General features: G+C 69.1%; 10 protein-coding genes and 1 pseudogene. 9 read left to right on the top strand and 2 right to left on the bottom strand.

All coding sequences use genetic code 11. From position 1 onward, the window contains the following. The first annotated feature begins 98 nt into the window (after window positions 1-98). From ASG30_RS13840 to ASG30_RS13810, 8 genes and pseudogenes are all read left to right on the top strand, one after another. Window positions 99-2,456 (top strand): bifunctional salicylyl-CoA 5-hydroxylase/oxidoreductase, encoded by a 2,358-nt coding sequence (locus ASG30_RS13840; protein WP_055897651.1) that lies wholly within the window; start codon window positions 99-101, stop codon window positions 2,454-2,456. 27 nt (window positions 2,457-2,483) lie between these two features. Beyond that, window positions 2,484-3,347, top strand: coding sequence for an enoyl-CoA hydratase family protein (locus ASG30_RS13835; protein WP_055897650.1), 864 nt, complete (start codon window positions 2,484-2,486; stop codon window positions 3,345-3,347). A 57-nt stretch (window positions 3,348-3,404) separates the two neighbouring features. Continuing rightward, a complete protein-coding gene (locus ASG30_RS13830; protein WP_055897647.1) occupies window positions 3,405-4,574 on the top strand; it encodes an acyl-CoA dehydrogenase family protein in 1,170 nt (389 codons plus the stop codon). Further along, window positions 4,571-4,969, top strand: a complete 399-nt coding sequence (locus tag ASG30_RS13825) for a RidA family protein (protein ID WP_055897644.1) — start codon at window positions 4,571-4,573, stop codon at window positions 4,967-4,969. Before ASG30_RS13830 ends, ASG30_RS13825 begins: the two co-directional genes overlap by 4 nt. A gap of 18 nt (window positions 4,970-4,987) precedes the next feature. Beyond that, a complete protein-coding gene (locus tag ASG30_RS13820; protein WP_235579800.1) occupies window positions 4,988-6,187 on the top strand; it encodes an acyl-CoA dehydrogenase in 1,200 nt (399 codons plus the stop codon). After that, window positions 6,172-6,423, top strand: a pseudogene (locus tag ASG30_RS22185) (acyl-CoA dehydrogenase family protein); the annotation flags it as partial. The gene ASG30_RS13820 and the pseudogene ASG30_RS22185, both read left to right, overlap by 16 nt. Before the next feature lie 37 nt (window positions 6,424-6,460). Then, window positions 6,461-7,195, top strand: a complete 735-nt coding sequence (locus tag ASG30_RS13815; protein WP_055897642.1) for a class I SAM-dependent methyltransferase — start codon at window positions 6,461-6,463, stop codon at window positions 7,193-7,195. A gap of 92 nt (window positions 7,196-7,287) precedes the next feature. Next, window positions 7,288-8,256: a Bug family tripartite tricarboxylate transporter substrate binding protein gene (locus ASG30_RS13810; RefSeq protein ID WP_055897639.1), complete on the top strand. Its 969-nt coding sequence runs from the start codon at window positions 7,288-7,290 to the stop codon at window positions 8,254-8,256. Between the two features lie 25 nt (window positions 8,257-8,281). Here ASG30_RS13810 and ASG30_RS13805 read toward each other — a convergent pair whose 3' ends face one another. Beyond that, a complete protein-coding gene (locus ASG30_RS13805; protein ID WP_055897636.1) occupies window positions 8,282-8,986 on the bottom strand; it encodes a (2Fe-2S)-binding protein in 705 nt (234 codons plus the stop codon). Window positions 8,987-9,092: 106 nt separating this feature from the next. Next, on the bottom strand, window positions 9,093-9,728 hold the full coding sequence (locus tag ASG30_RS13800) for a GntR family transcriptional regulator (RefSeq protein ID WP_055897633.1): 636 nt from the start codon (window positions 9,726-9,728) through the stop codon (window positions 9,093-9,095). 89 nt (window positions 9,729-9,817) lie between these two features. Between ASG30_RS13800 and scpA the strand changes: the two genes are divergently transcribed. Next, entirely contained in the window at window positions 9,818-11,974 is a 2,157-nt protein-coding gene (scpA, locus tag ASG30_RS13795; protein WP_055897630.1) for a methylmalonyl-CoA mutase, read from the top strand. Window positions 11,975-12,026 lie beyond the last annotated feature (52 nt).

The raw sequence follows: 12,026 nt of genomic DNA, 5'->3' as shown, positions 1-12,026 counted from the left end.
GCCTGGGCGCCGCCTGGGCTTGCGCCCGGCGGTGCGGACGAGTGGCTTCCCGCGGCCAGATGCTTTAAACTTAAATTATCCAGGCTTGGAGTATCTGAATGAAGATCGTCTGCATCGGCGGCGGGCCCGCCGGCCTGTACTTCGCCCTCCTGATGAAGAAGCAGGACCCGCGGCACGACATCACCGTCGTGGAGCGCAACAAGCCCTACGACACCTTCGGCTGGGGCGTGGTGTTCTCCGACCAGACCCTGGGCAACCTCCAGGCGGCCGACCCGAAGACCGCGGGCGAGATCCTGGGCGCTTTCAACCACTGGGACGACATCGAGGTCAACATCCGCGGCGAGAAGATCGTCTCGGGCGGCCACGGCTTCTGCGGCATCGGCCGCAAGCGCCTGCTCAACATCCTGCAAAAGCGCTGCGAGGACCTGGGCGTGCGCCTGCAGTTCGAGACCGACGTGCAGGGCGACGAGCAGTACCCGGACGCCGACCTCATCATCGCCAGCGACGGGCTCAACAGCCGCATCCGCACCAAGTACCAGGCCAGCTTCCAGCCCGACATCGATTTGCGGCAGTGCCGCTTCGTCTGGCTGGGCACGCACAAGCGCTTCGAGGCCTTCACCTTCGCCTTCGAGGAGACCGAGCACGGCTGGTTCCAGGCCCACGCCTACCAGTTCGACGGCGACACCTCCACCTTCATCGTGGAGGCGCCCGAGGAGGTGTGGTGCAAGGCCGGCCTGGACAAGATGGAGAAGGAAGAGTCGATCGCCTTCTGCGAGCGCCTGTTCGCCAAGTACCTCGACGGCCACGCGCTGATGTCCAACGCCTCGCACCTGCGCGGCTCGGCCCAGTGGATCCGCTTCCCGCGCGTGGTCTGCCGCACCTGGGTGCACCACAACGGCCGGCAGCCGGTGGTGCTGATGGGCGACGCGGCCCACACGGCGCATTTCTCGATCGGCTCGGGCACCAAGCTGGCCCTGGAGGATTCGATCGAGCTGGCCCGCTGCATCGGCGGCTCGCAGGGCGACCTCAACCGCGCCCTGGCCGACTACGAGGCGGTGCGCAGCGTCGAGGTGCTCAAGATCCAGAACGCCGCGCGCAACTCCACCGAGTGGTTCGAGAACGTGGCGCGCTACGTCAACCTGCCGGCGCCGCAGTTCGCCTACTCGCTGCTCACCCGCAGCCAGCGCATCAGCCACGAGAACCTGCGGCTGCGCGACAAGGGCTACGTGGAGCGTTTCGAGGACTGGATCGCGCAGACCGCGGGCGTGCAGCGCACCCCGGCCCAGCAGCCGGTGCCGCCGATGTTCACGCCCTTCCGGTTGCGCGAGACCGTCCTGAAGAACCGGGTGGTGGTCTCGCCCATGGCCCAGTACCTGTGCGAAGACGGCGTTCCCGCCGACTACCACCTGGTGCACCTGGGCGCGCGCGCGCTCGGCGGCGCCGGCATGGTGGTGGCGGAGATGACCTGCACCTCGCCCGACGCCCGCATCACGCCCGGCTGCCCCGGGCTGTGGAACGAGGAGCAGCAGGCCGGCTGGAAGCGCATCGTCGACTTCGTGCACCGGACCACCGACGCGAAGATCGCCATGCAGCTCGGGCATGCCGGCTCCAAGGGCTCGACCCGCGTGCCATGGGAAGGCGAGGACCTGCCCCTGGAGAGCGGCAACTGGCAGCTGCTGTCCGCCTCGCCGCAGCAGTACATCGACGGCGTGAGCGACTGGTCGCACGCCATGACGCGGGCCGACATGGACCGGGTGCGCGACGACTTCGTGCGCAGTGCGCGCTTCGCCGCGGCCGCGGGCTTCGACTGGCTGGAGCTGCACTGCGCGCACGGCTACCTGCTCTCCAGCTTCATCTCGCCGCTGACCAACCTGCGCACCGACGAGTACGGCGGCTCGCTGGAAAACCGCCTGCGCTACCCGCTGGAGGTTTTCGGGGCGATGCGCGCCGTGTGGCCGCAGCAGCTGCCGATGTCGGTGCGCATCTCGGCGCACGACTGGGTGGAAGGCGGCATCACGCCAGACGACGCGGTGGCGATCGCGCGCGCCTTCAAGGCGGCCGGCTGCGACCTGATCGACTGCTCGTCCGGCCAGGTGAGCAAGAAGCAGAAGCCGGTGTACGGCCGCATGTACCAGACACCTTTCGCCGACCGCGTGCGCAACGAGGTGGGCATCGCCACCATGGCGGTGGGCGCCATCTCGGAAGCTGACCACGTCAACAGCATCATCGCCGCCGGCCGCGCCGACCTGTGCGCGGTGGCGCGGCCGCACCTGGCCAACCCGGCCTGGACGCTGACGGAAGCCGCCCGCATCGGGTACGGCGACATCCAGTGGCCGGTGCAGTACCTCTCGGGCAAGGTGCAGCTGGAGCGCAACCTCGAACGCGAGAAGGCGATGGCGGCGCAGGGCGCCGGCCTGTCGCCGCTGGAGCAAGCCAACCAGGCGCAAGGCGTCTGAGTCCCCCCACGAGCCAAGGAGACCTGCATGAAAGAAGACAACGCGCCGCGGCTGGACCCGGCGCTGGCGGCCGGCAACATGAAGCCGATGGCGGGCTACGCTGCCCGTCATTTCGGCTGGTCGGTGGACGGCAAGGTGGCCACCATCACGCTGAACCGGCCGGAGCGCAAGAACCCGCTGACCTTCGATTCGTACGCGGAACTGCGCGACCTGTTCGGCCAACTGCGCTACGCCACTGACGTGAAGGCCGTGGTGGTCACCGGGTCGGGCGGCAACTTCTGCTCGGGCGGCGACGTGCACGAGATCATCGGCCCGCTGGTGCGGCTGACGGCGCCCGAGCTGCTGATGTTCACCCGCATGACGGGTGACCTGGTCAAGACCATGCGCGCCTGCCCGCAGCCCATCGTGGCCGCGGTGGACGGCGTGTGCGCCGGCGCCGGCGCCATCGTGGCAATGTCGTCCGACCTGCGCCTGGGCACCTCGCGCAGCAAGACCGCCTTCCTGTTCAACCGCGTCGGCCTGGCCGGCTGCGACATGGGCGCCTGCGCCATCCTGCCGCGCCTGATCGGCCAGGGGCGCGCGAGCGAGCTGCTCTACACCGGCCGCTCGATGTCGGGCGAGGAGGGCGAGCGCTGGGGCTTCTTCAATCGCCTGTGCGAGCCCGACGCGCTGCTGGGCGAGGCCCGCAAGCTGGCGGCGGACATCGCGGACGGCCCCAGCTTCGCCAACGGCATCACCAAGACCATGCTCCACCAGGAGTGGGCCATGACGCTGGAGCAGGCCATCGAAGCGGAGGCGCAGGCCCAGGCCCTCTGCATGATGACCGAGGACTTCAAGCGCGCCTACCACGCGTTCGTGGCCAAGCAGAAACCCGTTTTCGAGGGCAACTGACATGAGAGCCTTGGCGAAGCATGTCATCCCCGCGAAGGCGGGGATCCAGGAGCGGGCATGAGCGATCTCGCCTACCTGGATTGGCCCTTCCTCGAGCCGCGGCACAAGGAGCTGGCCCTCTCGCTCGACGCCTGGGCCACCGAGCAGGTGCCGCATGGGCACGGCCTGGATGTGGACTCGGAATGCCGCGCGCTGGTCAAGTCGCTCGGCGCCGCCGGCTGGCTGCGCCATGCGGTGGGCGGCTCGCACGGCGCGGCCGCCGCCATCGACACGCGGGCCATCTGCCTGATCCGCGAGACGCTGGCCCGCCACAGCGGGTTGGCGGACTTCGCCTTCGCCATGCAGGGCCTGGGCTCCGGCGCCATCAGCCTGCAAGGCACGGCGCAGCAGAAGGACCGCTACCTGGCTCGCGTGTCGAGCGGCGAGGCGATCGCCGCGTTCGCGCTGTCCGAGCCGGAGGCCGGCTCCGACGTGGCCGCGATGCAGTGCTCGGCGCACATCGAAGGCGACCAGGCGGTCCTCAATGGCGAGAAGACCTGGATCTCCAACGGCGGCATCGCCGACTTCTACGTGGTGTTCGCGCGCACGGGCGAGGCCCCGGGCGCGCGCGGCATCTCGGCGTTCATCGTCGATGCCGGCACGCCGGGGTTCGAGATCGCCGAGCGCATCGAGGTGATCGCGCCGCACCCGCTGGCCCGCCTGCGCTTCACCGATTGCCGCATCCCGCTGTCGCAGCGCATCGGCGAGGCGGGCGAGGGCTTCAAGGTCGCGATGCGCACGCTGGACGTGTTCCGCACCTCGGTGGCCGCGGCGGCGCTGGGCTTTGCGCGCCGTGCGCTGGACGAAGGCCTGCACCGCGCCACCACGCGCAGGATGTTCAACCAGAGGCTGGCCGATTTTCAGCTCACGCAGGCCAAGCTCGCCCAGATGGCGACCACCATCGACGGCGCCGCGCTGCTGGTCTACCGCGCCGCCTGGCAGCGCGACCAGGGCCGCAACGTCACGCGCGAGGCGGCCATGGCCAAGCTCACGGCGACCGAGGGCGCGCAGCAGGTGATCGACGCCGCCGTGCAGCTGTTCGGCGGCCTGGGCGTGGTGAGCGGCCAGCCGGTGGAGACGCTCTACCGCGACATCCGCGCGCTGCGCATCTACGAAGGGGCGAGCGAGGTGCAGCAGCTCATCATCGCCCGCGAACTGTTGAAAGACCTGAAGGGAGAAACCAAATGAGCCACGAAGTGGTGCTTCCGGCCGGCTGGCCGCGCCCGAAGGGCTACGCCAACGCGGTCGTGGCCCGGGGCAGGCAGCTCTACATCGCCGGCATGATCGGCTGGGACGCCGAGCAGCAGTTCCACAGCGACGATTTCGGCGACCAGGTGCGGCAGGCGCTGAAGAATGTCGCCGACGTGCTGAAGGAAGCGGGCGCGAAGCCGGAAAATATCGTCCGCATGACCTGGTACGTCACCGACAAGCGCGAGTACCTGGCGGCCGGCAGGCAAGTCGGCCAGGCGTTCCGCGAACTGATCGGGCACTACGACATCGCCATGACGGCGGTAGAAGTCAAGGCCCTGATCGAGGACCGTGCCAAGGTCGAGATCGAAGTCACTGCCGTCCTGCCGGACTGAACCGAGGAGTTCCCCACCATGGCAAGCAAGGCCACCTTCCACTGGGCCGACCCGCTGCTGCTGGACCAGCAGCTCACCGGCGACGAGCGCGCCGTGCGCGACGCCGCCCAGGCCTACTGCCAGGAAAAACTGGCGCCCCGCGTTCTCGAAGCCTTCCGCACCGAGACCACCGACCCGGCCATCTTCCGCGAGATGGGCGAGCTGGGCCTGCTGGGGCCCACCATCCCCGAGCAGTACGGCGGCGCGGGCCTCAACTACGTGAGCTACGGCCTGATCGCGCGCGAGGTCGAGCGCGTGGACTCGGGCTACCGCTCGATGATGAGCGTGCAGTCCTCTCTCGTCATGGTCCCGATCTTCGAGTTCGGCAACGAGGAGACCAGGCGCAAGTACCTGCCGAAGCTCGCCACCGGCGAGTGGATCGGCTGCTTCGGCCTGACCGAGCCCAACCACGGCTCGGACCCCGGCAGCATGGTCACGCGCGCCCGCAAGGTCGAYGGCGGCTACAAGCTCACCGGCAGCAAGATGTGGATCTCCAACTCGCCGTTCGCCGACGTGTTCGTGGTCTGGGCCAAGGACGACGAGGGCGCCATCCGCGGCGGCTACAAGCTCACCGGCAGCAAGATGTGGATCTCCAACTCGCCGTTCGCCGACGTGTTCGTGGTCTGGGCCAAGGACGACGAGGGCGCCATCCGCGGCTTCGTGCTGGAGAAGGGCTGGAAAGGCCTGTCGGCGCCCAAGATCATGGGCAAGGTSGGCCTGCGCGCCTCGGTCACCGGCGAGATCGTGATGGASGARGTGTTCTGCCCCGAGGAGAACGCCTTCCCCGAAGTGCGYGGCCTCAAGGGCCCCTTCACCTGCCTGAACTCGGCGCGCTACGGCATCGCCTGGGGCGCGCTGGGCGCGGCCGAGGACTGCTGGCACCGCGCGCGCCAGTACGTGCTGGACCGCAAGCAGTTCGGCAAGCCGCTGGCGGCCAACCAGCTGATCCAGAAGAAGCTGGCCGACATGCAGACCGAGATCACGCTGGGSCTGCAGGGSTGCCTGCGCCTGGGCCGCATGAAGGACGAGGGCACGGCTTCGGTGGAGATCACCTCGATCATGAAGCGCAACTCCTGCGGCAAGTCGCTGGACATCGCGCGCATGGCGCGCGACATGATGGGCGGCAACGGCATCAGCGACGAGTTAATGGGCGGCAACGGCATCGGCTGGGCCGCATGAAGGACGAGGGCACGGCTTCGGTGGAGATCACCTCGATCATGAAGCGCAACTCCTGCGGCAAGTCGCTGGACATCGCGCGCATGGCCCGCGACATGATGGGCGGCAACGGCATCAGCGACGAGTTCGGCGTGGCCCGGCACCTGGTGAACCTGGAGGTGGTGAACACCTACGAGGGCACGCATGACATCCATGCGCTGATCCTCGGGCGGGCGCAGACGGGGATCGCGGCCTTCTGACCCCTGGCGCGGCCCTGTGCACTGGAGACCAGGGCCCATGCAGCAACAACTTCTCTCGCTCCGCCGCCGCCAGCTCTGCCTGGCGGCGGCAGCTTGCGTTGGGCCGCATGCGTTCGCACAGCCAGCCGCTTCGGGCTACGAGACCGTGCCGCGCAGTGCGGACGGCATCGGCAAGGCCTTCATGGGCCGCGAGATCGCCGGCGTCATGGGCTGGCAGGGCGCGGCCTGGCTGGAGCGTGAGGAGCGCGAACGCCAGGAACGCTCCGACCTGCTGCTGCGGGAACTGCGCCTCGCACCGGGGATGCAGGTCGCGGACGTGGGCGCGGGCACCGGCTATCACGCGCGGCGCATCGCGCGGCTGGTCGCGCCGGGTGGAACGGTCCAGGCTGTCGACGTGCAGCCACAGATGCTGGAGCAGCTGCAGGCGCGGGCGCGGCGGGAGGGGGTCGATAACATCGTCCCGGTGCTGGCCAGCGAACGGGATGCGCGGCTGGCGCCTGCGAGCCTGGACCTCGCCCTACTGGTCGACGTGTACCACGAGCTCGAGTACCCGGTCGAGGTGATGGCCGGCGTCGTGCGGGCCCTGCGGCCCGGCGGGCGCGTGGTGCTGGTCGAGTACCGGGCCGAAGACCCGGCCGTCCCCATCAAGTCGCTGCACAAGATGAGCGAGGCGCAGATCCGGCGCGAGATGGCGGTGCATCCGCTCGTGCACGAGCGCACGGCCAACGTGCTGCCCTGGCAGCACATCGTGGTGTTCGTGCGCCGCGACTGACCGCGCTTTTCGCCGCGGCGCGCCTGCGGTTTTCCCGGTGCCCTCGTCCGTGGGCCCTGGCCAGAATGGGCCACCTACAAGGAGACACCCGCATGAAGTCCACCCGCCTGGGGCAGTTGCTGACCGTCGCCCTCCTGGCCATCGCCTCGCTGGGCGCGGCCGCGCAGAACGCCTGGCCCACCAAGCCCATCCGCATCGTCGTCACCTTCCCGCCGGGCGGCGCGCCCGACACGCTGGCGCGGGTGCTGGCGGACAAATGGGCGGCGCTGGGCCAGCCGGTGACGGTGGACAACAAGCCGGGCGCCGGCGGCAACATCGGCACCGACCTGGTGGCCAAGAGCGCGCCCGACGGCGCGACGCTGATCGTCGGCACCGTCGGCACGCACGGCATCAACGCGTCGCTCTACCCGAACCTGCCGTACCACCCGCAGCGCGACTTCACGCCGATCACCTTCCTGGCGTCCACGCCCAACCTGCTGGTGGTCAACAACACGGTGCCGGCCAGGACGACGCAGGAGCTGATCGACCTGGCGAAGAAGACGCCGCTCACCTTCGGCTCCAGCGGCAGCGGCACCTCGATCCACCTGTCGGGCGAGCTCTTCAACACGCTGGCCGGCGTGAAGATGCAGCACATCCCCTACAAGGGCCGCGCGCAGGCCATCCCCGACCTGCTGGGCGGGCGCATCAGCATGATCTTCGACAACATGCCGTCGGCGCTGCCGCTGGTGAAGGCGGGCGAGCTGCGCGCCATCGCGGTGACCAGCGCCCAGCGCTCGCCGGCCGCGCCGCAGATCCCGACGCTGGCCGAGTCGGGCCTGCCGGGCTTCGAGGCCACCTCGTGGTTCGCTCTCTTTGCGCCGGCGAACCTGCCGCGCGAGGTGCAGATGAAGATCAACGCCGAGACCACGCGCGTGCTGGCCCTGCCCGACGTGAAGGAGAAGCTCGCCACGCTCGGCCTGGAGCCGGCGCCCGGCACGCCCGACCAGCTGGCCACGCTGGTGCAGTCGGAGATGGCGAAGTGGGCGAAGGTGGTCAAGGAGTCGGGCGCCAAGCCCGACTAGCGCGAGCGGCCGGGGCCGCCGGCCGTCAGCACTGGATGGTGTTGCGGCAGAACCGCTCGAGTTCGCTCACCACGGTTTCCCGGGCCACCGGGTTGACCGCGCGCGGCCCCACGTCGAAGCTGAGCTTGGCCTGGTACTTGCGGAAGAACTGGTCGAACAGTTCGCCACCCAGCGTGGCGTAGGCCGTCAGCGAATCGTCCTTGGGATCGTGCGTGAGCAGCACCGCGCACAGCGGCTGCTCCGCGGGACCGGAGAGCACCTGGGCGCCCTTGGCCGGGTCGTACTGGCTGTGCTCCGCGCAGCAGTGGATGAGGTCGTCGCGCACGCCCTTGCTGGCCTTCCTCGGGCGGAAGCTGATGAAGCTCACGTCCTTGGTCGGGTACACCAGCTGGTGCGCGCAGATCGCCGAGAAGGCGACGATGCTGCGCCGCGGCCCGACCCCGCCCGGCCAGGCGTAGGTGTCGCGGCTGCGGGTGGTGAGCGTCTGCGGGCCCGCGGCCTTGCCCAGGTCCAGCAGGAAGGCGGGCGTGGCCTCGAACGGGTAATGGAAGACGTAGTTGCTGCGCGCCTTCAGGCTGGAGGCCTTGAGCGGCCGGCGCTGTTCGTCGACCAAGACAGCCTTGGCGTATTCCTTGGGCTTCGCATCGGCAGCGAATGCCGGCAAGGCCGCCGCGGTGGTCAGGCAGGTCGCCTGGGCGGCACAAGACTCGATGAAGCTGCGGCGGTCCATGGCGCTCCTTCCGGCGTCGGCAAGTCGCCGCAGGGTAGCAAAAAACCGCTGGCGGCAGGGCCCCGTGGCTCGGCAGGCGGCTGTAAACCCAGGCCGCGCTGTGGCCTCAGCCCGCCGCTTCCAACCCGTTGCGGAAGTGCTCCTGCATCCGCCGCATCGCCGCCGCGCCGTCGCGCTTTTCCAGCGCCTTCATCACCAGCCCGTGTTCGGCCAGGCTCTCCGCGATGCGGCCCGACTTGAGCAGCGAGTTGTGGCGATTGAGCTTCATCACCTTGCGCAGGTCGGCCACCATCTGGTTGCGCCAGCGGTTGCCGGCGATCTCCAGCAAGCGCATGTGGAAGCGCTCGTTGACGGCGAAGAACTTCTCGCGGTTGCGCACCGCGCCTTCCAGTTCCTTGTGCAGGGCCTGCAGCTCGCGAAGCTGCTCGTCGGTGGCGCGCGTCGCGGCGACCGCGGCGGCATCGCTCTCCAGCAGCGAGAGCAGGTGGTAGACCTCGGCCAGGTCCTGGTCCGACACCTCGGTGACGTAGGCACCACGCCGCACCTTCATGGTCACCAGGCCTTCGGCCGCCAGCACCTTGAGGGCCTCGCGCAGCGGCGTGCGGCTGATGCCGTACTCCTGCGCGATGCGCACCTCGTCGATCCAGCTGCCCGGCTCCAGCTCGCGCCGGAAGATGCGCTGGCGCAGCAGCTCGGCCACCTCTTCATAGAGGGCGCGGGGGGCGAGCGAGACGGCGGACATGGGCGGCGATTCTAGGCGTCATCCGCATTCTGAATCAATAATTATGAATGCGGTAAGATGCCGGCCGTCTTCGCGAACCGACCCTCCCCATGAGCTCAGCCCCCGAATTCCCGCCCGTCAGCCTCGAGGCGTGGGCCAAGGCCGCCGCCAAGTCCGCGCCCGGCGGCGACCCCCAGGCCCTGAACTGGATCACCCCGGACGGCATCGCCGTCAAGCCGCTCTACACGGCCGAGGACCTCAAGGGCCTCGAGCACACCAACACCCTCCCGGGCTTCGAGCCTTACGTGCGCGGGCCCCAGGCCACGATGTACGCGGTGCGGCCCTGGACCCTGCGCCAGTACGCGGGCTTTTCCACGGCCGAGGAGTCCAACGCGTTCTACCGCAAGGCGCTGGAGGCGGGCGGGCAGGGCGTGTCGGTCGCCTTCGACCTGGCCACGCACCGCGGCTACGACAGCGACCACCCGCGCGTGACCGGCGACGTTGGCAAGGCCGGCGTGGCGATCGACTCGGTGGAGGACATGAAGATCCTGTTCGACGGCATCCCGCTGGACAAGGTGTCGGTGTCCATGACCATGAACGGCGCCGTGCTGCCGGTGCTGGCCGGCTACGTGGTGGCGGCCGAGGAGCAGGGCGTTGCGCAGGACAAGCTGTCCGGGACCATCCAGAACGACATCCTCAAGGAGTTCATGGTCCGCAACACCTACATCTATCCGCCGCAGCCCAGCATGCGGATCGTGGGCGACATCATCGAGTACACGGCGAAGAACATGCCGAAGTTCAACTCGATCTCGATCTCCGGCTACCACATGCAGGAGGCGGGGGCGAACCAGGCGCTGGAGCTGGCCTTCACGCTGGCCGACGGCAAGGAGTACGTGAAGACGGCGACGGCCAAGGGCCTGAACGTCGACGACTTCGCCGGCCGCCTGTCGTTCTTCTGGGCGATCGGGATGAACTTCTATCTCGAGATCGCCAAGATGCGCGCGGCCCGCCTGCTGTGGTGCCGCATCATGAAGGACTTCGGGGCCAGGAGCCCCAAGAGCCTGATGCTGCGCACGCACTGCCAGACCTCGGGCTGGTCGCTCACCGAGCAGGACCCCTACAACAACATCGTGCGCACCACCGTGGAGGCGATGGCGGCGGTGTTCGGAGGCACCCAGTCGCTGCACACCAACAGCTTCGACGAGGCGATCGCGCTGCCCTCTGCGTTCTCCTCGCGCATCGCGCGCAACACGCAGCTGATCCTCCAGGAGGAGACGCACATCCCCGACGTCATCGATCCGTGGGCCGGCAGCTACCTGATGGAGAAGCTGACCCAGGAGATGGCCGACGCCGCCTGGAAGATCATCGAGGAAGTCGAGGCCATGGGCGGCATGGTGCGCGCGGTGGACTCGGGCTGGGCCAAGCTGAAGATCGAGGCCGCCGCGGCCGAGAAGCAGGCCCGCATCGACGCCGGCAAGGACGTGATCGTCGGCGTCAACAAGTACCGCCTGGCCAAGGAGGATCCGGTCGAGACCCTCGAGGTGGACAACCACATGGTGCGCGAGCAGCAGGTGGCGCGCCTGCAGAAGCTGCGCGCCGGGCGCGACGGCGCCAGCGTGCAGGCCGCGCTGGAGGCCCTGACGGCCGCGGCGCAGAAGGGCGACGGCAACCTGCTCGACCTGAGCATCCGGGCGATCCGCCTGCGGGCCACGGTCGGCGAGGTGTCCGACGCGCTGGAGAAAGTGTTCGGGCGCCACCGCGCCGATACCCAGAAGGTGACCGGCGTGTACGCAGCTGCCTACGACTCGGCCGAGGGCTGGGAAAAACTCAAGGACGAGATCGACCGCTTCGCGCAGGAGCAGGGCCGGCGCCCGCGGGTGATGGTCGCCAAGCTGGGCCAGGACGGCCACGACCGCGGCGCCAAGGTGGTGGCCACGGCCTACGCCGACCTGGGCTTCGACGTCGACATGGGGCCGCTGTTCCAGACGCCGGAGGAGTGCGCCCGCCAGGCGATCGAGAATGACGTGCACGCGGTGGGCGTCTCCACGCTGGCCGCCGGTCACAAGACCCTGGTGCCGGCCATCATCGAGGAGCTGCGCAAGCAGGGCGCCGACGACATCATCGTGTTCGTCGGCGGCGTGATCCCGCAGCAGGACTACGGCTTCCTCTACGACGCGGGCGTCAAGGGCATCTACGGCCCCGGCACCCCCATCCCGGCCAGCGCCAAGGACGTGCTGGAGCAGATCCGCAAGGCGCAGGCCGCCTGAGCCGCTTCGATTGCGTATACTTGTGTGACTGTCATACGTCATACAGCCGACC

The organism is Ramlibacter sp. Leaf400, from assembly GCF_001424545.1.
Classification (GTDB): domain Bacteria; phylum Pseudomonadota; class Gammaproteobacteria; order Burkholderiales; family Burkholderiaceae_C; genus Ramlibacter.
Note: the sequence above shows the minus strand (reverse complement) of the source record. Positions and strands in the feature narration are given on the sequence as shown.

Coding starts and splice junctions, on each gene's coding strand:
- ASG30_RS13840 (WP_055897651.1), top strand. CDS start 99: ATGAAGATCGTCTGCATCGGCGGCGGGCCCGCCGGCCTGTACTTCGCC.
- ASG30_RS13815 (WP_055897642.1), top strand. CDS start 6,461: ATGCAGCAACAACTTCTCTCGCTCCGCCGCCGCCAGCTCTGCCTGGCG.
- ASG30_RS13830 (WP_055897647.1), top strand. CDS start 3,405: ATGAGCGATCTCGCCTACCTGGATTGGCCCTTCCTCGAGCCGCGGCAC.
- ASG30_RS13835 (WP_055897650.1), top strand. CDS start 2,484: ATGAAAGAAGACAACGCGCCGCGGCTGGACCCGGCGCTGGCGGCCGGC.
- ASG30_RS13825 (WP_055897644.1), top strand. CDS start 4,571: ATGAGCCACGAAGTGGTGCTTCCGGCCGGCTGGCCGCGCCCGAAGGGC.
- scpA (WP_055897630.1), top strand. CDS start 9,818: ATGAGCTCAGCCCCCGAATTCCCGCCCGTCAGCCTCGAGGCGTGGGCC.
- ASG30_RS13805 (WP_055897636.1), bottom strand. CDS start 8,986: ATGGACCGCCGCAGCTTCATCGAGTCTTGTGCCGCCCAGGCGACCTGC.
- ASG30_RS13810 (WP_055897639.1), top strand. CDS start 7,288: ATGAAGTCCACCCGCCTGGGGCAGTTGCTGACCGTCGCCCTCCTGGCC.
- ASG30_RS13800 (WP_055897633.1), bottom strand. CDS start 9,728: ATGTCCGCCGTCTCGCTCGCCCCCCGCGCCCTCTATGAAGAGGTGGCC.